The organism is Streptococcus sp. Marseille-P7375 (assembly GCF_902460365.1).
Classification (GTDB): Bacteria; Bacillota; Bacilli; order Lactobacillales; family Streptococcaceae; genus Streptococcus; species Streptococcus cristatus_I.
Window position 1 is genome coordinate 536966 of sequence record NZ_CABPTR010000001.1, and the last position, 19820, is coordinate 556785.

Here is a 19820-nt window from a genome sequence, read left to right on the forward strand (position 1 = left end):
TTGATGAGCCAAATTCAGTTTATTAGTGCCAGCCACTATCAAACATCAGAGCGATTTTATGCGTTACCAAAAGTCTTGTTTGAAAACCCTATCTATGAGGATATGAGGTTAGATGCAAAAGTCGCTTATGCCATGCTTAAAGACAGATTAGACCTTTCTTTTAAGAATAACTGGATTGATGAAGATGGGAATATCTATCTGGTTTATTCTAACCCTAACTTGATGAAAATTCTGAACTGTTCAAAATCTACCCTTTTAAGAATTAAGAAGCAACTTGCAGAATATGGTTTAATTCATGAAATTCAACAATCTACCAGTAAATCAGGAAATCTTGCCAACCGGATTTATCTTGGCCTGCTACAAGATGATGCAACTTCTAGAAACGTTGATAAATCAACAAGTTCCAAATCTGACACTAGGGGGGTGTCAAATTTAGACCAGGGGGGTGTCAAAAAAACACCGGGGGGGTGTCAGATTGACACGGGGCTGGTGTCAAATTTAGCCCCTAACGATACTGAATACAGTGATACTAATAATAATGAGACTGAATTACTTATTTTAGAGGAGGACGAGGAGAAAGCTGCTGAAAATTCTGAGAATAAAAATAAAGACGGTTTATCTCGTAAAGTTGATAAAGCTACCAAGTATGATAAAGATTATATCTGTGATTTGATCTATGCTCAGCTTTTGGAAGATGACTACTCAGAAACAGTAATTAGTGTCATCATGCTGGCATTTGAGGAGCGTTACAAGTATGCTCTAGAGAACATGCGCTTTGCGCATTCATCTGAAATGGTTGCTGAATACGTCTATAATGGCCTAGTGGCTGTCTATAATAGCAATACTAGAAAGCATTTGGTATAAGGCTTTGTTCCTAGTTTAGAAGTTGTTTGAAAAAGCGAAAAGATCGTAAGGGACATTTGATATGAAAAGCAGGAACATACTGGAAAGAGACAATGTAAAAAACGCTGCTGAAGAGGAGAAGACAAGAAATGATAAAAATCAAGAGAGATATGATCGCTTTGATTGCTTTATTCTAACTTCTCTATTCTTGTTGCTGTTATTTGCAATTTTGGAAAAATTATTAAGCCGATAGTTAGTTTTAGTTATCGACCTCAGCAAGTCGTTAAACTGCTTATGTTCTTTGAAAATTGAATACAACCACTGTCCCGATTAGCGCAGTCTAGGCATAAAAAGAAGAATAGGGGCGGTGTGTAGCTAGAAAGTATATCTAGTGCTGACTGCATCATGTAAAGTCACGGTTGACTTGTCCCGTAAGACGAAAGAGTTTGCGATTCCTAAACTATAAATCGTGCGTAAAAAACACAGTAGAGATGCTACGGCATCAACTCGGCATGGCTGTAGATCAGCCTTTGATTCAAATAAAGGAGGACAAGATGGATCAAATAAAATCAACTAGTGAGGTCACACTCACTGACTTAAGACGACTAGGTTTGCAAGGCGATGCAACTGCACGCCTCGTAAGTGGTGAAGAAGTTAAGTTAACCAGTAAGCATGGTTTAATTCCTAAAAAAGGTTATGTGGCAGGAAAACTTCAACCAGTTGAAATGGTTGCGGAATACTCGAAAATATACAGAGAAATACGCACAATCAAACGTGGTGATGTTTTAGTTGCTAGACGAATCAAACAGGGAAATAAGACAATCTTGCAGCTAACTGGTAAAGGCTATCATCGACCTATCGTTAAAACTTAACAGATAGAGTCCTCATCTATCTGTTTTAGGGAGCAAGGAAATCTTTCTTTGTTGCTGAAAGCAGATAGGTGATGTTATGAAAAGGAGAAGAAATGAGTATTGTCCAACTAATATTTTCAGTTATTCTTCTAGTATCGGTTATTCTGGTCTATGTGACTTTTGCATTGATGCGAGTGTCCGGTGATATTTCAAGAGAACTAGAAGACTATTCACACAAGCAATATTTTAAGTAATTATCAAAAAGGAGAACAAAATGGAAATCATCAATGAAGTTAAGAAAGTCGTGTTAGCTGGTGCAATTTTAACAGGAGCTGTTAGTGTAGCTAATCAAGCCCTTGCGGAAGAGGTGAAACCTTTAGAGCCAATATCAGGTAGTGAACAGAAGGCAGTTGAAAAACATTCCGAAGTAACTGCTACTGATGTGGCTATCTCACAAGCGCAAGTTGATAAGGCGGACTCAGTTGTTAAATTCCAAGAGGGAATCACAAATGCAGCTCAGGCAGAGGTGACTTCTGCTGAAAACACAGTCAAGGAAATCAAAGAAGCGGTTACTCAGGCAGAGGAAGCCGTTAGGGAAGCTACTCCTGAAAATATCCAGCAGGCAAAAGCTAGTGTAGCTGCAAAAGAGGGTGCTCAGAAGCAAGCTCAAGATGATTTGAAAGCTGCGAAAGCTACACAAAAGCAAGCTGAAGAAAGCGTGACTGATCAGGAAGCGAAAGTTACCGAAGCTACAAGCAAGCTGGCCGATAAAGAGGAAGAAGTGACAGCTGCAGAGCAGGTCGTAGCTGAAAAGCAGGCTATTCTTGACGGAACAGGAGTTGCAGACGTTGTTGCCAAAGCAGAAACTGCCAAAAACAACTTAGAAGCCAGCAAAGAGGCGGTTTCACAGGCTCAAACAGAATTAACGGTTGCTAAAAAAGCTGATGCTCGACGTGCTTCCGAATTGAAACGGGCTGAAAGCGAGGTGAGAGCTACAGAAGCAGATAAGCTGACGAAAGAACAGACATTAGCTCAGGTAACTGCACAGGCGGATCAAACCGAAGCTCAGTATCAAGCTGCTAAAGAGAAGCTATCCAAGGCTCAAAGTCTGCTGGATAGCTTGAAAACCGGCTCTATCACCTATCCTGATGGATATGCTGAAGCTTTAAAAGCTTATTTCAACAATCCCACAGAAGGAAACTCAAATAAACTGCAAGAAATCGCCAAGAAAGGCATGATTGCTGCTGGCTTTAGCTCGCCTGATGGCGGTAAGACTTATTATAGCAATCCAGCTTCTCCATTTAAACCAAGCGAAGCTGATAAGAAGGTGATGATTCCCGATGTCAATAATTTATCATCTGAGATTCAAGAAGCATTGGCTGCATTTAATGCACAACTGATCAATGATTTCCGTCGGTTGATGGGGACGGATGATATTCCAGTCCTGGTCAATCGAGATATGCAAAAGGTTGCTCAGAAAGCGACTCAGCTGTCTACTAATCAATACGGACATGATCAGGATGCTTTAAATACTGCCGCTAAAGAAGTCGGACTGGTTCAAGGGAACCAAGGCTTGCTCTCGGAGAATATTGGGTATCAAAGCACAAGTGATGAAGTGACACTAGCTGATATGAAACAACAAGCTTACAATCATCTGGTTATGATGATGTTTTACGATAAGCATGCTGATTGGGGTCATGCCCTAAACTTTGCAGGTCTGGATCGTGAGTCAGTAGTGTTGCAGTATATCGGTGTAGCAACCCGGAAGCTAGATCGTGGGTTAGTGGCTATGCACTATGTGGGTACCGATGCCAAAACGATTGATTTGCTGAAAAATCGTCTGCATCAGGATGTTAAAGTTGACACTAAGAACAACGTGCCTAGCATCGAGGATCAAATTAAAGCTGCTCAAAAGTCTCTAGCACAAGCACAGACAAGCTTTACTGCTGCAAAGGGTGCTAATGAGGCAACACAAGCTAAAAAGGCACAAGCCCAGACAACCTACGAAGAGGCAAAATCTTCTGCTGAAAAAGCAGCGGCTCAGCGTGATGCTATTCAAAACACAGCCTTAAAAACACCTGAAGCGGAATTAAAATTAGCTCAGGCAGAAGTAGAACTGGCAAAAGCTGACTCAGAAAATAAGAATGCTCAAGCAGCGTTGGCTCAACTGAATGCGGATGTTCAGACTAAACGGAAATTACTTGAGGCAGCAAAAGAAAAGTTGGCCGAAAAACAAGCTGAACGGGAAACATTGAATGAAGCTCTAATGGCTGAAAAAACAGTATTGGCAAGGAAACAAGCTGAGCTTGTTAGAACGAAAGAAGTCGTTACTAATCATCAAAAAGCACTTGAAAAAGCTCAAAAGGACTTGAAAGCATCAAAAGAACGGGTAGAAATCTTGCAGAATGCACCTGAAATTTTAGAAAAGGCAAAAACAGCCCTTGCGAGTGCTCAAGAAGTACTGAATGAAAAGAAATCAGCGCTTGAAGTAGCACAAGCCAAACTAGAAGGTGCAAAAGCAGTTCAAAGCAAAGTAGTTGCAGCTCACAAAGAGTTGGTATCTGCTTATCGTACATATCTGGAGGCAAAGCTAGAAGCGGAGCATCAAGAAAAACTAGCTGCCCAAAAGGCACGTATTGAGCAAGCTGGAGGAAATCCGGTTGCAGTGGTTCAAAATGGCAAGATTGTGAAGTATGTGCAAAGACAAGCAAATAATCAGACAACGAAAGTTACTAATCCGGTTTATCAAGCTCCTGCTGTGTCTGGATCAACTGGCTTGCCTAAAACAGGTGAAGAACTTTCAAGCCTTGGGCTGTTTGGTGTAGTAACTATTTCACTTTTAACTTTGTTGCGAATCAAACGAAAATCTGAAGTAAATTAATTTGGCTAAAGTCATCAAGGTTTCTTGGTGGCTTTTTAATTGGAGGTGTCAGATTGTTTTTAAAGAATTTATTGAAAAAGTCTGATGGTGTGTTTGTTAAAGCGGACAAGTATCAGGATCAGATAAAGATGGAAAAGCGATTGAAATTTTTAATTGGAAAGAGGAAGAAATGAAAATTGTATGCTTTAGAGCAAGAGCTCCTTAATGATATGTCGAAAGATGCTAAAACTAGAATTTAATCAATAGAAAGGTGACACTATGAAAAATACATTCAGCTATAGAAAGTATGGTAAAAATCTATGCTCTGTAGCACTAGGACTAATTGTAATTGCGACAGTTGGTTTGGGAATGGTTAAAGCAGATGAATCTAAAAATAATTCTTCGGATAAGTCAGCTGTGACCGCATAAAGTGATCAGAAGAGTACCGAATCCTCGAAGTCTGATGATCGAAAGCCAGAGCTAAATAAGTCTGATAAATTCAAGGATTTGGAAAAGACTAAAATCGAAATCGAGAAAGTCAAGAAAGACGCTCCTAAGATCAAAAATCCTAATCCAGATGCTACGGATCCCAAACAAAAGGAATTTACTCCAGAAATAAAAACTACTGAGAATACAGTAGAAAATGGAGTAGATAAAACAGGGAGCAACGAGCTGAATTTTAAAGCTCAAGCGCCTACAAATACTAGCAAAACAAACGAAATCGAACCATTGACAACGACGCATATCTATGATACGTCTGTGTCGTATGCTGGAAAGCTGAAAGCTTCTTTGTTGCAGAGCCGAAAAATCATTGAGGCGAATACTAATCCTCAGAGTAAACATATTCTGCAAACGTATGCAGTGAATTTCACTGATAGCTATGTAGCTGTTGGTGTAAATGATGACAATACTTTACAAAATAATTATGGTGTATCATCTTTGCTTTTGACTAAAGAGCAGGCTCTCGGATTGATCGACAAGCTAATGGCAATCAAGCATCCTTCAGAGAAAGGGTCTCCTTTCCAAAAAGAGGGAGATTATTACATTGCTATAGCCAAAGCCTTTGGAGAGCTTGGTTATAAGACTGATACTCCAGGAACAAAAGTTCCGTTTGAAGACATTGTTACTAAACTTACCAAACCTACAGACACCATCAGCGTCATTCAATACACAGATGGCTGGGGCGAAGGTCGTGAGGAAATGGATCCTACTTTTGCCAACTGGGCTAAAGGTAGGGCGAAAACCTTTATGACGGTGGTAAATCGTAATAAGGTTACAGATAAAGACACTAACAGTCTTGAATCTATTAACCAAATGAAAAAACTTGGGCATCCGAATATTTATGATGCCACAGGGAAAGATCCAAAGGTTGTGGATGCAGAAGTGCTGAAGCAGTTTATGGAAACTGCCACTGAAAAGGTGAAAGTAACCAAAGGAGAAGATCAAACAGCTAAGATTACTATTGGTGGTGCAGGGATCGAAGTCATAAAGGCTTCTTTGAAAGGTAAAAATGTAAGTAAGGATTTACCGATTAAAGACGGTAAAATTGAGTTTACAGAAAAACTACCTGATGGGGACTATGAAATTTCATACAATTTTACTGGTGTAGGCACAGTCACTGCTTCTGTCTCACTGGATGGGAAAGAAGCAGCTAAGAAAATGGACTCTCTCAAAAATGAGGGTGGAGCTGTTACAGCCGATTTCCGAACAGTAGATGGGAAAGATATCCCTGGAAAAAGTAATGTCACAATTTCCGAAGCGGGAAAGGAAATTGGCAATGATTGGCAAGCTCCTGAGGCTCAGAAGGAGCTGACGGTAGACGGAGATACTTATATTCTCACTGGAAAACCAGAAGCAGAGGCTGGTAAAGTCACAAAAGATACGGTGACACTGCACTATGTCTATGAGAAAAAGCCAGGTGATAAAAAGGTTTATTCTTTAAAATTCAAAGTTCTGAATGCTTTAACGAATGAACAGATTGATCAGGATATTCTTGTGACTAAGGGATTCTCAGGAGATGTTTATGAAATTAAGCCTCCAACTGTTGATGGATTTGAGGTTACTCTTAAAGAAGGCGAAGAGAAAGGGAAGTTTGCAGAAAATGACCTTTTGCTGACTTACTTGGCTCATGAAAAGGGAGAGGAAGTCAAAGCTATCTTCGTCAATGAAAAAGGTGAGGAAGTTAAGAAGTCTGATATTGTTTCTAAATCTGGTGCCCTCGTAGGTAAAGATTGGACATTTACTTCTGATATTGAGACAGAACTTACTGTTAAAGATACGACCTATGTCTTGAAGGCAGTTCCAGAAAAATTGGAAGGAAAGGTTTCTTCTGATAAACAGACACTCAAGTTTATCTATAAAGAAAAAGAGAAGCCTACTGATCCAAAGAAACCAGAAGAAAAACCAGATGAACCGAAGAAAGAAGAGCCTAAGACATTGCCTAAAACAAGTGCAGTGAAGGCCTCTTCCATTGCAAAATAGAAAAGGAGAATGAATGAAATCAAATCTTGATACAAAGGCCTTCGGGTCTATCAGAAAAACAAAACGTTGGGGAACCTGTGGTGTGATTCTTGGCCTAGCAGCCCTGATGGGAACGGCTCAGATTGCGCAGGCGGATGAGGCGACGGATGCAACACCAGTAGCCGCCAACACCGCTTCTAACTTGAAAGATACTCAGCCAGCGCCAACAGCTGAAAATCAAGCTGCTATCAAGCAAGCAAATCAAGCAGACGGCTCTGTTTCTTTATCTAACAACACAGAAACTCTTGAGGGGGCAGTAGCTAAAGCTCAAGCAGAAGGTGTCAATGTGGTAAAAGATGCCACGGTGGACAAAGGGGTAACAACGAATCTTGAAGCGACTCAGCAAGCTCAATCTGAAATTGCGGCAGCTCAAAATGAACAACAGAAACAAATTGAGCAAACGACTTCCGCCTATGTGAGTCAAAAAAAGGAACAAAAACAGGTAGCTGATACAGCTATTGCTAACAATAAGGTAATCAGAGCTGAGAACCAAGCACTTCAGGCTGCCTATGAGCAAGCGAATGATGCAGCTGAAAAGACTCAGGAAGAGTTAAAGAAGAGCAAGGAAGCGGTGAAGAAGGAATTCCCAGATGCTAAAATCACCGAAACAACGAAAAACATTACGGTAGATCCAAATTCCAAGGCTTCTTATGATCAATATAAGCAGGCCGTGGCCGCTGTCCAAAATGCAAATCAACAAGCTGTTGCAGACCATGCTGCTAAGGCGAAGAAGGATGCCCAGGAACTTGCCGAACGCAACCAGGAAGCAAAAGATAAAGTGGATGCGGAAAACAAAGTGATTGCAGCGGAAAATAAAAAAATCATAGATGACCAGAAACGCTATGAAAAGGAATTAGCTGAAGCTGAGAAAAACAAGACGAAAGATGGCTGGCTTTCAGAAGTTGCAACTCAAGCTCTTGTTTATAAAAACGAGCCAAATGCCAAAGTTGATGTTAAAGGAGTAACGAATTATATCAGTGCTCAAGGTTTGGGTGAGTCTTTTAAGGATATCACTCGAACTATGGGGCTAGGGGATCAGTTACAAGAGTATGTTACTTATTACTCTTTTCCTGGGGTGTCTCATGATTTAAGTCAGAAATCTGACCGCTACTCCTCTGAGTTTGAGTTCTATGAAACAAAGGGAACTTTCAACTATGCTGGTAAAGGTTCAAAACTTGGTGCTGTGACAGCTAAAGTCGGTCAAACTGTAACAGTGACATACTCTGGTTTGCAAAATTCCACTTTTAAGGGTAAACCGATTTCTCGGATGGAGCTAGATTTGACCGTTCTTTCTGATTCTGGAAATATCAAGTCAGATGTTGTGTACGGTATTCATCAGAATCCTACTTATGGAATTGAAGTCGCAACTTTGCATAAGGACAGTAACCAGGATTATGATTTGAATCTTTCTGTAAAACCACGTTTTTATGATGAAAATGGTAAGCAGATAGTTTTTGAAGATAACCAAAATTCTTCTGGTCAGGCAAAGGGGTTACTAGCTTTGTCAAGCTTAAATTCCTATAAAAATCATGTTGAGGCGCTCAAACCTTCAGATTCTGCTCGCTTCATTCCGATTTCTGGCTCTTCTATTGTAAAACATCATAATGGTTATGTTTATTCTAATGAGAAGGATAATTCAAATGGGAATCATTTTGGATTGAACAAACATAATATTCTTGATGATAAAAATAGCCCTTATTTTTGGTATGTGTCTGGTGCGCTTGCTTTGAAAGGAGCTAACCCTGAATATACCTTGCGAATTACGAGTTGGGATAAACTTGGAGATAGAAAAGGTGAAGGAAGATGGACTCCATCAATCTGGTTCACAGTAACAAGTGAACTGGCAGCGCCTTCAGTTACTCCTCCAAGCCCAAATAAGGTTAAACCACTGAAGCCATTTACTCCGGAAACTCCAAAACCTTCTGAGTTGAGTTTGCAGACGGTTGCTTTGCCTCCTAAGCCACAACCTAAACCAGAAGAAAAGGTTCCAGGAAAGCCACAGCCACCAACGGTACATTACAACGACTACAAGTTGTCAGCTCAACCACAGATTAAAAAATCTGTCCAGAATGCGGATGGTGTGGATGTTGATGGGAAATATGTGGCTAAAAATAGTCTGAATAAATGGATTCTCAATGTAGAAGCACTTCCTGCTGGCCGCCCTCAGACGACTAGTCTGATGGCAGTTGATCCGACTCCAAGTGGCTTTAAACCTGAAGTCGATCTGATCAAGAAGGACAATCCAAATTGGGATATTGCTTTTTATCAAAACAATAAATTGACGCTTAAAGCAACAGAATCTCTGCTGAAGGCGGTTAATGGTGATCTAAGCAAGGCTTATAAGATCGCCCCATTCGTTTACTGGGGACGTCCGCAAAACGATGCAGCGGATTACGTGAATGGCTTTGAGCTGGTAGTAAATGGCGGCAAGGATAAGGGCGGTTATACTCGCAAGAGTAATATCGTGAAAATCTCAACTCCAGGGAAAAAGAATCCAGACCCTAATAATCCAAACGATCCGAAGAATCCAGATCCGACTAAGCCAAATACCCCTGAGGATCCAAACCGTACCGCAATTCAACCTGAAAAGCATAACTATAATGCCGAAGGTAAAATCGTAGATGGAAAGGCTATGGCTCCTGAAGCAACCAATCACTATGTCTCTAAAATGACTAACCTTCCATACAAGGGAGATCAGTCAGCTAAGGAAGCGATTCAACGTGGCTTTGGTTTCATTGAGGATTATCCGGACGAGGCGGTAAATCCACTGGAAAGCCAATTCAAAGTTCGGGATGCCGAAGGCAAGGAAGTCAATGGACTCAAGATGTACCATGTGCTTTCTAAAGATTCTTTGACTGGTTCTCTGAAGAAGATGGTGGAAGATTCTGGGATTTCTCCAACAGGAGCTTTCTATATGTGGGTAGCTGAGAAGCCAGAAGAATTCTATCAGGCTTATGTTCAGAAAGGGATGGATCTTTACTTCCATACTCCTATGAAAAACAAGGCTGGCTTTACTGGTGAGTACAAAAACCAAGTGCATCAGATCCAGTTCGGAAATGGTTACTATTCGAATATCGTGAAGAACCATGTTTCTATTCCAAAACCAGACAAGGTTAATAAGGATAAGGCTGGTGTGGTGATCAATGGCAAGACCTTGACTCCAGATACTGTCAACTACTATGAAGTGAAGCTGGACTATTCTAAATATAAGGGAATTGAGCCAGATAAGGCCTTTATCAAAAAAGGTTTCTTTGGGGTAGATGACTACCCAGAGGAGGCCTTGGATATTGATCAGTCTGGTATTCAGATGCTAGATGAGGACGGAAAAGAAGTTAAGGGTCTTTCATCGAAGATCTACTCAAACTTAAAAGAAGCGCCAGAATCTGTTCGAGAAGCTTTCAATGCTAAAAATAAGGAGCCAAAGGGAGCCATTCAAGTCTTTAGCGCAGATGATCCGGAAGCTTTCTTTGAATCCTATGTTAAGACTGGAAAGGTCATTACCTTACGTGTTCCAATGAAGATCAAGAAAGAGTTTGCGGAAAAAGGTGGTGAGTATAAGAATACAGCTTATCAAATTGACTTTGGTCAGTTGTATGAAACACCAACTGTAGTTAACCAGGTGCCAAAACCTGAACCGAAGCCTGAACCGAAGCCAGATCCTAAACCTGAGCCTAAACCTGAGCCGAAGCCAGATCCTAAACCACAACCAAAACCTGAGCCAAAAACTCCAATTCAAGAAGTTCAGAAAGTGGATTCAGTTGCTACATTGCCGGAGACAGGAGATCACGCTTCTTCAGAATTGCTGCTGGCTGGTTTGGCAATGGCTGGTGCTGCAGGCTTAGTCTATGGCAAACGCAAGAAAAAAGAGGCTTAGAAAGCTTTAAGCCCCTTTAAATTAAACTATTTTTATGGTACAATAACGGTAAATCGTGAAGGAGAAGCATAATGAAATTTGGGAGTGATTTTTCTTGGTTGTGGGTAGCCATCATTAGAATATTTACGGCTCCCTTCTACTTGGTTCTTTGGTGTATCAATGTTGTGAAATCTGCTATCGGAATGTTTATTTTCTGGATTATCGCAAAGATATGTGTGACACTTGTATTACTTGCGTTATTAGGTGGTATTCACTATCTGTTTAAAGAATCTAGCGAAAAATTTTTAGCTGGAGTTCTTGGTTGGTACTATCCTAATATTATGGGTTGGTCTACTGAGCCATGGATGACTGCTGGACAGATATTTGAAGCTCCTAAAGGGGCAGCTAGTTTCTTTCCATATCCACAAATTGAGGTTCCAATTATGATTGTACTCACTCTTATAGTGGCCACTGCTCGGACGATTTATCGTGAGGAATTTGATTAACTGTAAAAATAGAAAAGAATTGTGCTAAGCACTGTAGAATTTCTGCAGTGCTTTTTGTTTTAAAAAATTGAAATTAAAGAGGTAAAATAGAAATGGATATTATTACAAAAATTATTACTGGTCTAGGTACAGTCGGAACAATTACAGGTCTTATTTGGATCTGGAATGGTGCAGTCGACTTTGTTCAAGGAAGAAAGAACAAAGACAAGCAGCGTCAAGACGACGGATCCGATTCCATGACGAATGGGACATTCTTGGCCGTTGCTTCTGCAGGGATTGCAGCTGCCATTGTTGCAGCGTTATCTCAGATTAAATTTTAGGAGTAGCCTATGAATTTAGATATTAGAGAGCTAACTAGTTCTCTTTCCAGTTATAGTTCTGGTACCAATCAGGCTGTAACCGCAATGGCCGATGCTGTCCGACCTATTGGGTATATCCTTTTAGGTCTTTTTTTCTGGTTTGAAATGGCTTCCTGGTCTCAAATGGTCAAGACAAGAGGTGGTTCTCTTACTCAAAAAATTTGGTTAGAGGCACTGATGAAATATCTATTTGCCTTTATCTTAATCTCAGCCTCTTCTCAGATTTGTGATGCTATCTTAGAATTGCTTAATATTGTAGTTAAGGTGATCGCCCATGTATCACCTACAGTCAAAACAACTATTGATTCTAATATTTCAGGTGGAAAAGGATGGTTTGAAAAACAAATTATAGGATTTGTTGGATTTATTGCTGGTAAGGTAGCCAATATTGTGCTTGGGATCATTGTATTCTTGCGATATTTAGATCTCTACCAGCTCAAAGCTCTTGCGCCGTTACTGGTCTCATTCTTTATGATGGATTCCTTACGATCGATAACGATTAACTTCCTGAAGTATTTTGCAGCATCTGCCTTTATTGGAGTTATTCTAATCGTTGTTTCAGTCGTATATGATTCGATTGTGGCAACAGATCTTCTTAAAGTAACAACTGCAGATAGTGATACTTGGGGGACAGCTTTTGCTTCGATTGCTAAGGCAGTGATCTATATCTTTGTCATGGTTGGGACTGGCCGAAAAGCTAAGCAGCTTTTAGGCGTGTAGGACATGTTGGCTATGTAAATGCTGTAGCTATGATTGCGAAGGATTTTGATAAATGAATTGCATAGCACTAACAGTTCTAAAAAGGACTGTTTTTTTGATGGAAAGGAAAATAGTTGAAAAAAATTGGCTCAGAATTTTTAAGAGAATTTGAAACAGAAGATAGACCAATTCTATTCGGTCTAACCGCTAGAATGATGGTCTTCTATTTGTGTTTAGCAATAGCTGTCGCAGGAACAGTTGCTATATATTTTCTTGGTTTACCTGATTGGTACATATATCTTTGGGATGCTATATTTGTGGTTCCTGGGGCAATGTACGGTATGGGAATGACCAAGCGGATGCGGATTAAAGAAAAAATCAATTTCTTTTTCCGAATTCAGACTCGAAACTACGAAACTAACTTTGGAAAGGTAGGAATTTATACAAAAGATGAGTTTATTCAAAAGCAAAAGAGAAAAACTAGAAATCGCAGAAAAGAAAAAAATTGAACGTTTACGCCGTCAAATGAAACCGACTACGCAAAATACGCTCAATTATACTACGCTGCATGAAGATGGACTGATGCACATTGCACGTGAGAAGTATTCTCGCAGCTTTAAGCTGGGAGATGCCTCCTACTCGACAGCTCAACAAGATGAAAAAGAAGGCATCATCGATACAACGATGGATGCTCTTAATTTATTGGATGAAGGCAGTAACTATCAACTCTTAGTCATTAACCGCCGAGTGTCTGACAATTCCTTACAAAATATCTTGTTTGAAGAAACGGACGATAACTTTAACGAGTATCGTGAAGAGCTGAACGATATGATCAAGGAACGGTTTACGACGCACGCAAATAATTTTGAGGTGCATAAGTATGTGACCATTTCAACGAATGCAGATGATCGTAAGCAAGCTCAGCTCTTGCTGCAAGATATTGGGGTAGCTTTGGGGACACAGTTTCAAGAGTCGGATATTAGTTTTGGAGAGATGGACGGACTAGATCGACTGAAAGTCTTTTCTGAACTATTACGAGATAATCCGTATGTCAATTTTGACTACAAAGAAATTGCTCTATCAGGTTTATCAAGTAAGTCTTTTGTCGCTCCGCACAGAATTGAATTTCAGGAAAAACGAATGATGATGGATGACCGTTGGGTCAAAGTACTCTATGCGCAGCGTTATCCAAATTGGATGAGTGATCGTCTAATTCGTGATTTGACGACACTGGGGTTGGAATTAGCTATTACTATCCATGCAGAACCCTACGAGAACGTAGAGATATTAGGCAAGATTGATGATGCGGAAACAGATGCAGAAATTGGGAAACTCCGCTCTAAGCGGAAAGCTGCTCAATCCGGTATCTTTGACGATGCGGTGGTAGCTGGAGTTGACCGAGAAATCTCTGAAGCTACCAAGAAATGGAGAGATGAAATCACTGAGTACGATCAGAAAATCTTCTCTGGCTTGATTGCAGTTTACTTCAAGGCAGATAGCTTAGAAGAGCTGGAACGTAACGAGCAGAAGATCAAACGAGCTGGCCGGAAACTTGGTGTGGAGTTTGAAGATCTCTATTATTACCAGGAAGAGGCTTTGAATACGATTTTGCCTATTGGCGAGTGCTTCCTGAACGTGAAGAAAAACTTCATGCGGAAAATGACTACGGCTAACATTGCGACTCAGGTACCCTTTACTAACGTAGACTTGAAGTCCGATAGTCCACTGGCTCGTTATTATGGTCAAAATCAGTTATCAAACAATATCATTACACTGGATCGAAAACGTGATCTGAACACGGGTTCTGGTGTTGTATTAGGTTCTTCTGGATCTGGTAAATCCACAACAATCAAAGGTGGAGAAGTCATTCCAACCTTGTTAAAATATCCGGATGATCGAGTCATCATCGTAGACCCAGAAGATGAATACTCGGATATTGGACGAGCTTTCGGCGCTCAGATGGTGGATATTTCGATTGGATCTAAAACTCATATCAATCTCTTGGATTTGCCGGATCTGGATCGGCTGGCTGAGGAAGATGATGATCCGATTGGCGACAAGGCAAATTTGTTAATGGGTTTGTTCGAATCCATTCTATCTGAAGTGACAGATGCCCAGATTGGGATTATTGACCGGGTAACTGGTCTGACTTATGAGCGGTACATGACAGAGGATTTCACTCCAACTTTAAAAGAGTGGCACCAGGTCTTGAAGGAGCAACCAGAGGAAGAAGCTCAGGACTTGGCTTTGGCAGTTGAAACTTATACGAATGGTTCGCAAGACATTTTTGCACATCATACTAATGTGGATTTGAATCATCGCTTTGTTATCTTTAACTTGAAGAAGTTGTCACATAAACTAAAGCCATTCGCCTTGATGGTCATTCAGGATTATATCTGGAATCAGATTGTTGAAAATCAAGGGAAATGTACCACATGGGTTTACTTTGATGAGATGCAGATTCTATTTAAAAACAAGGCACAAGCAGATTTCTTTACTACATTGTATTCACGGATTCGGAAATACGGTGCGATTCCAACTGGTATTACTCAGAACGTGGAAACGCTGGCTGCTGTTGAAGAAGGTCGGAAGTTGCTCTCTAACAGTGAGTTCATGATTTTGCTTAAGCAAAAGCCTCAGGATTTAGCTATCTTAAAGGAGATTGTCAATCTGACAGATAAACAGATTCGCTATCTAGCTCGGCCAAAAGCTAAAGGTACTGGTTTGATCGTAGCAGGACCAGTTGTTGTTCCTTTTGAAAATCCAATTCCTAAGAATACGAAACTTTATGATTTAGTCGCAACGGACGCTTAGGAGGCTGATTATGGATCAGGAAAAAGGCAGACCAAAGACAATCGGTCGTAGGTTGGATCAGAAGCTGGAAACAGTCCGAAAGAATTATCGAACTGTGACAAAAGAAAGCGAAAAGCAGATGAGCAATCTTCAATCTCAGACCCGCTCTAAGCGCCAGTTGCTAAAAAAAAGTCGAAGTCAATTCCGAGCTTCTAAGGCTAAGGTCAAGAAAATCCAAAAAGAGTACAGGAATGTCCAGAGACAAGGAAAAGAGCTTGGCAAAGAAGGAAAGACGCTTAGTCCAGAGGATGCCAAGAAGCAGGATTTTCTCAAGCAAGAACTGGCTCAGGCAAAGCTAGAGAAAAAAGCTTTTAAGAAAACCTTTAAAGCTGCTCAAGAAGCTAATGGTGGTTCTCGGAAAAAGAAGCTTTTCCGAGCTGCTAAACAGGCTGTAGAACGTACTGCTAGTCAACAAGCCAGCTCTGCAGCGCATCAGGATGATACACTCTCAGATATAGCACGAGCTAAACATCAGTACCAGGATATCCAGATTCAGAGCAGGCGAGTTAAAACGATTGGTAAATACAGCAACAAGCTTGTACAAGAAACAGTTAAGTCTAGCTATAGTCTCGGAAACAGACTCTACAATAAGACGAGGGGGAGAGGCTTTACTCGTACTCCAAAAGAATTTTCCTGGGAAGGCATGCTGGCTCGTCGTATTCAGGCTTACAAGAAACGCTTAGCTGGTTCTAAAACTGGTAAAGCTGCAAGGAAGGCTAGGAAAGCCTATCGTGTAGGCTCTAAACCAATTAAAGCAATCGTTAAGAATCCCTTTAGCTTAAAGGCCTATTTGATTGCTTTTGCTCTGCTTTTGTTTCTGGCCATACTTGGTATTGGAAGTTCAGGCATCACTCGTCAGGATGAATTCGATATGAATGATACCTGGCTGTATTTTACAAAGCTGGACAGAGAAAAGTCCAATGATAAGGTTGATTATTGGACAAAAATTGACGATCCACTCTTGTACCTGAATTATAAGTATGACGAGATTACGGATAAGCTGCAGATAGACGGCAATAAATATTTTTCGAAAAACACTCTAGGAAAAACATATTTGGATGCCTTATGGAAGGATTTGAATGGAGATAAAGACAATCTTAAAACAATGGAAGAGCTTTATACCAAGAATAATCTTTATAAACTGAATAAGGACGAGCTAGAAGAATATAAACAACTCTTAGAAATTGCAAGAGATAGCGGAAAATATATGTTGCTCCAAGAACTGGAGAATCCGTTTTATAAGGATGATCAACCTGAAGCACAGAATCCTATTCAGATTATTGAGCGCTTTGGGTACAAAAATAAAACGGAAGTCTTTAATGGATCTGTTTTGCAAGCAACTGGTGGACAAACCTTACTTGCCGTCTTAGATGGGAAAGTGGAAGTCAAGGGAAACGATGTAGAAATCAGCGATCAGGATTCCAAGTTTCTGTATAAGGATGTAGACACGATTCGTTATAAAACAGGAGATCAAGTCAAGACTGGTAATATTATTGGGAAAGTATCTCCTAAAGGCAATCAAACCGTCTACTACCAAAAACTAGAACCTGATCGAGCTAACCAGAAAGATAAAGACGGAAAGGTGAAGAAGAGCTGGACTTATGTCAATGTCGGATTTTACTTCCAGCATGTAGAATATACGCAAGCAACGTCGGTTGTTAGTGATATTGAAACATCTGGAGACAAAGGGAAGCGTGCTAGAGCCTTTGCGGATTTGATCAAAAAGAATATACCTGAGGCAACTGATGAAGGTATTGCAGCCGTGATGGGAGGCTTTGATATTGAAAGCTCCATCACTTTTAAACGCTATGAAACGGATTACTTGACGAATAACCAATTTGATAAGGTGGCAAAAGAGCCAACAGCTGAAAATCTGGTTGGCAACTGGGGAGCTTTTCAGGCAATGTACCCGACTTTGCCTCTAAATGAAGGAGGCTACCTGGTCAATGGTTTGCACTATATCGGGATTGGGATCGGTCAATTTACAGGGCCACGTGCCCTGGCATTATGGAACTTTGCCAAGGCTATGAATGGAGATATTTGGTCTGCAGAGGTTCAAACCAAGTTCTTGCTGGAAGGTGATGATCCAACAAGAAGAGCAGCATTTAGAAGAGTTGTTACTTCGACTGGTTCTGTAGAAGCCCTCACAGAGGACTTTTTGAGTTCATGGTTAGGTGTTCCAGGAAACAAGCTCTTAGAAAGGCAGTCTGCTGCACGGCAATGGCTGAATTTCTTGAAAAATAAGGGAGGTTCTACAGGAGTTTCTAGTAAACAAGTCCCAGCAGAATATAAGGATAAACTTCCTCATGGGCTACCTTCTGACCAAGCAATTTTACCAGGTCAAGGTTATCCAGGCAATGCGTATGCACTAGGAAACTGCACATGGTACGTCTATAATCGCTTCGCACAGATTGGGGTTCAACTATATCCTTATCTTGGTAATTCTAACCAATGGGTTGATAGTGGTCGAGCACAAGGATATGAAATTTCAACGACCCCTAAGCCAGGTTCTGCAGTTGTCTTTATGCCAGGTGTAGCAGGGGCTTCTCCAATCTATGGGCATGTATCATTTTGTGAATATGTCAATAGCGATGGTAGCTACCTTGTTTCAGAAATGAACTATGGTGGTTTATATGTTATGAATTGGCGTACCTTAACACCACAATCAGGGATCTATTTCGTTACGCCAAAATAAGAAAGGAAAAGAATGTATAATCAAAAGTTAATCAAAATATCAAAGGTCATCCTTATAGGAGCCTGTGCCGTTTTCTGTATTTTAGTGGGCTATTCTGTTGCACAGGTGCAGCAGAATTTCACCCATAATGGCCAGAAGCAGGAACAGATAAAACAACATAAAAAAGAAAAGGAGCAGAAGCAAGCTTCTCTTTCTGAAAAACAAGTCAAAGATTTTCTAATCGCTTACTACACTAAAAAGGATTTGGAAGAGAACCGTCCACGATATAAGCCTTTTATGACTGATTCAATGTATCAGGAGGCAGTCCAAGAAGAAGATAAGCCCGTCAATCAGACATATAAAGGCTATGTCGTCGATCAGGCTTTCGAATCTGCCTCTATCTATATTGATGTCGAGCACAAGGTGGCTTTGGCTCAAGTACAGTACACTAGTACAACTTTAACGGAAAAAGATAACCGAGATTCTAAAGGGCTTACCGGAACAACTAAAGTCACTATTCGGCTGACCTATGTAGAACAAGACGGGAAGCTTTTAATCAATAATATTGAGTCAATCGTATTGACTGAAGCCAGGGGGCAGGGGATTGGAACCTATACAGATACTAGCAGTTCTAGCTCCACTCAAGTTACCTTTTCTGAGAAAACAAGTTCGTCCAGTAGTCAATAAGGAGAATTAGATGAATAAGAAAATAACTCAGCTAGAAAATAAGCTTGACAAAATCAGAAAAGATAAAGCCAAAGCACAGCAACAAAAAGAAGAAGCGGAAAATAAAATAAAGAGCTGTCTAGCTCAGGAAAAGGATGTAGAAGCTCAGCTATTCGTTGCTCTGTCAGAAGAAAGCGGCTTATCCTATCAGGAAATGAAGGAACTAATCCTTCCAGTACAATCAACTAATCAAGGAGAAAATCATGTATAAAATTATCAATCAACTGACTAAGCAAGAAGAAGACTTTGAGAATCGAGATGATCTTCTTTCTAAACTTGAAATCATCAATGAGCGGATGAAGAGCAATAGAATCAATGGAAGTTATCAGCTCTATTCTCTTACTACAGAAGGTGAAATCTTACAGGAACTTACCCTAGATATGCCGTTTGTTGAGATCATTGATCAGTTGCTGGAAAATTTTGGCACAAGTGATAGGAAGAAAAAGAAAGGGCTACTTGATTTTTTGGCGAGGCATAAAAACAAGTCCTCTAAGTCTAAGCAATACTTAGATCCAGAGGATGATAATAATGTAACAGCACAAGAAGCGGATCTTGAACGTGATCGGATTGCCAAGTTGGTGACAGGCAATTCGGAACTTGGAAAGCCTGAAACGAAAAGTGAAGATTCAGAAACTCCCTCTGAATGGACTACGGAACTTTTCAGTCGATTGGATGCTGAAGAGGAGGAACATCTACAAGGACAGGCTGAAGTTTCTGAATCAGTACCTGAACAAGAAATCGTTCCAGTTGTTAAAAAGCCTGCTCAAGAAGAAGTATCAGAAATTCTTGATAGAAAAGAAGAAAAACACTCATTTGAGCCAAATTATGAAGTTTCTCATGTTACTGCAGTTGATCTCACTTCTGAGGTTGTCGATAGTTTTGAAGTACAGACGATCGCCTATAAGCAATCAATCAAACAGCAGATCCAGTCTAATGAAAACTATATCAAGGATGCTAATGAGGAGATTGTAGCGTGTCAAAATAGGATCAATGAACTGCAGCAACAGATTCTTGCTAAGGAAGAACAAGCTGCTAAATTGAAGGATCTTTATTTCAAAATTGATGAGGTGAGCTAA

16 protein-coding genes are annotated in these 19820 nt (G+C 40.4%); all 16 read left to right on the forward strand.

The features are described from left to right. Window positions 1-3: 3 nt before the first annotated feature. The 16 genes from FZ954_RS02760 to FZ954_RS02825 all read left to right on the forward strand — a co-directional run bounded on the left by FZ954_RS02760 (window position 4) and on the right by FZ954_RS02825 (window position 19820). A complete protein-coding gene (locus tag FZ954_RS02760; protein ID WP_148876850.1) occupies window positions 4-864 on the forward strand; it encodes a replication initiator protein A in 861 nt (286 codons plus the stop codon). A gap of 533 nt (window positions 865-1397) precedes the next feature. Beyond that, window positions 1398-1715, forward strand: coding sequence for a hypothetical protein (locus FZ954_RS02765; RefSeq protein ID WP_148877632.1), 318 nt, complete (start codon window positions 1398-1400; stop codon window positions 1713-1715). Window positions 1716-1807: 92 nt separating this feature from the next. Further along, window positions 1808-1948: a hypothetical protein gene (locus tag FZ954_RS11715; protein ID WP_187423315.1), complete on the forward strand. Its 141-nt coding sequence runs from the start codon at window positions 1808-1810 to the stop codon at window positions 1946-1948. Between the two features lie 20 nt (window positions 1949-1968). Further along, entirely contained in the window at window positions 1969-4575 is a 2607-nt protein-coding gene (locus FZ954_RS02770) for an SEC10/PgrA surface exclusion domain-containing protein (RefSeq protein ID WP_148876853.1), read from the forward strand. A 258-nt stretch (window positions 4576-4833) separates the two neighbouring features. Beyond that, window positions 4834-4983 carry a hypothetical protein gene (locus FZ954_RS11720; RefSeq protein WP_187423316.1) on the forward strand — a complete coding sequence of 50 codons (150 nt, stop codon included), beginning with the start codon at window positions 4834-4836 and terminating at the stop codon, window positions 4981-4983. Between the two features lie 78 nt (window positions 4984-5061). Next, window positions 5062-7035: a MucBP domain-containing protein gene (locus FZ954_RS02775; protein ID WP_148876855.1), complete on the forward strand. Its 1974-nt coding sequence runs from the start codon at window positions 5062-5064 to the stop codon at window positions 7033-7035. 13 nt (window positions 7036-7048) lie between these two features. Next, window positions 7049-10948, forward strand: coding sequence for an SspB-related isopeptide-forming adhesin (locus tag FZ954_RS02780; protein WP_148876858.1), 3900 nt, complete (start codon window positions 7049-7051; stop codon window positions 10946-10948). Window positions 10949-11019: 71 nt separating this feature from the next. Then, complete coding sequence (locus tag FZ954_RS02785; RefSeq protein WP_125383489.1) at window positions 11020-11433, forward strand: hypothetical protein; 414 nt, start codon at window positions 11020-11022, stop codon at window positions 11431-11433. Between the two features lie 92 nt (window positions 11434-11525). Next, complete coding sequence (locus FZ954_RS02790) at window positions 11526-11753, forward strand: hypothetical protein (RefSeq protein ID WP_148876862.1); 228 nt, start codon at window positions 11526-11528, stop codon at window positions 11751-11753. Window positions 11754-11762: 9 nt separating this feature from the next. After that, complete coding sequence (locus tag FZ954_RS02795; protein WP_148876864.1) at window positions 11763-12512, forward strand: conjugal transfer protein TrbL; 750 nt, start codon at window positions 11763-11765, stop codon at window positions 12510-12512. Between the two features lie 113 nt (window positions 12513-12625). Continuing rightward, complete coding sequence (locus FZ954_RS02800) at window positions 12626-13000, forward strand: hypothetical protein (protein ID WP_125383486.1); 375 nt, start codon at window positions 12626-12628, stop codon at window positions 12998-13000. Beyond that, window positions 12942-15305 (forward strand): VirB4-like conjugal transfer ATPase, CD1110 family, encoded by a 2364-nt coding sequence (locus FZ954_RS02805; RefSeq protein WP_148876867.1) that lies wholly within the window; start codon window positions 12942-12944, stop codon window positions 15303-15305. Before FZ954_RS02800 ends, FZ954_RS02805 begins: the two co-directional genes overlap by 59 nt. A 10-nt stretch (window positions 15306-15315) precedes the next feature. After that, window positions 15316-18039 carry a phage tail tip lysozyme gene (locus tag FZ954_RS02810; protein WP_148876870.1) on the forward strand — a complete coding sequence of 908 codons (2724 nt, stop codon included), beginning with the start codon at window positions 15316-15318 and terminating at the stop codon, window positions 18037-18039. Between the two features lie 12 nt (window positions 18040-18051). Next, entirely contained in the window at window positions 18052-18705 is a 654-nt protein-coding gene (locus FZ954_RS02815; protein ID WP_148876873.1) for a hypothetical protein, read from the forward strand. Between the two features lie 10 nt (window positions 18706-18715). Further along, window positions 18716-18955, forward strand: coding sequence for a hypothetical protein (locus FZ954_RS02820; protein WP_148876875.1), 240 nt, complete (start codon window positions 18716-18718; stop codon window positions 18953-18955). After that, a complete protein-coding gene (locus tag FZ954_RS02825) occupies window positions 18948-19820 on the forward strand; it encodes a hypothetical protein (RefSeq protein ID WP_148876878.1) in 873 nt (290 codons plus the stop codon). The genes FZ954_RS02820 and FZ954_RS02825 overlap by 8 nt, the downstream gene beginning before the upstream one ends.

Bases quoted from the DNA above. Each gene is read 5' to 3' on its own strand.
- FZ954_RS02760 (WP_148876850.1), top strand. From the start codon at position 4: ATGAGCCAAATTCAGTTTATTAGTGCCAGCCACTATCAAACATCAGAG.
- FZ954_RS02765 (WP_148877632.1), top strand. From the start codon at position 1,398: ATGGATCAAATAAAATCAACTAGTGAGGTCACACTCACTGACTTAAGA.
- FZ954_RS11715 (WP_187423315.1), top strand. From the start codon at position 1,808: ATGAGTATTGTCCAACTAATATTTTCAGTTATTCTTCTAGTATCGGTT.
- FZ954_RS02770 (WP_148876853.1), top strand. From the start codon at position 1,969: ATGGAAATCATCAATGAAGTTAAGAAAGTCGTGTTAGCTGGTGCAATT.
- FZ954_RS11720 (WP_187423316.1), top strand. From the start codon at position 4,834: ATGAAAAATACATTCAGCTATAGAAAGTATGGTAAAAATCTATGCTCT.
- FZ954_RS02780 (WP_148876858.1), top strand. From the start codon at position 7,049: ATGAAATCAAATCTTGATACAAAGGCCTTCGGGTCTATCAGAAAAACA.
- FZ954_RS02785 (WP_125383489.1), top strand. From the start codon at position 11,020: ATGAAATTTGGGAGTGATTTTTCTTGGTTGTGGGTAGCCATCATTAGA.
- FZ954_RS02790 (WP_148876862.1), top strand. From the start codon at position 11,526: ATGGATATTATTACAAAAATTATTACTGGTCTAGGTACAGTCGGAACA.
- FZ954_RS02795 (WP_148876864.1), top strand. From the start codon at position 11,763: ATGAATTTAGATATTAGAGAGCTAACTAGTTCTCTTTCCAGTTATAGT.
- FZ954_RS02805 (WP_148876867.1), top strand. From the start codon at position 12,942: ATGAGTTTATTCAAAAGCAAAAGAGAAAAACTAGAAATCGCAGAAAAG.
- FZ954_RS02810 (WP_148876870.1), top strand. From the start codon at position 15,316: ATGGATCAGGAAAAAGGCAGACCAAAGACAATCGGTCGTAGGTTGGAT.
- FZ954_RS02815 (WP_148876873.1), top strand. From the start codon at position 18,052: ATGTATAATCAAAAGTTAATCAAAATATCAAAGGTCATCCTTATAGGA.
- FZ954_RS02820 (WP_148876875.1), top strand. From the start codon at position 18,716: ATGAATAAGAAAATAACTCAGCTAGAAAATAAGCTTGACAAAATCAGA.
- FZ954_RS02825 (WP_148876878.1), top strand. From the start codon at position 18,948: ATGTATAAAATTATCAATCAACTGACTAAGCAAGAAGAAGACTTTGAG.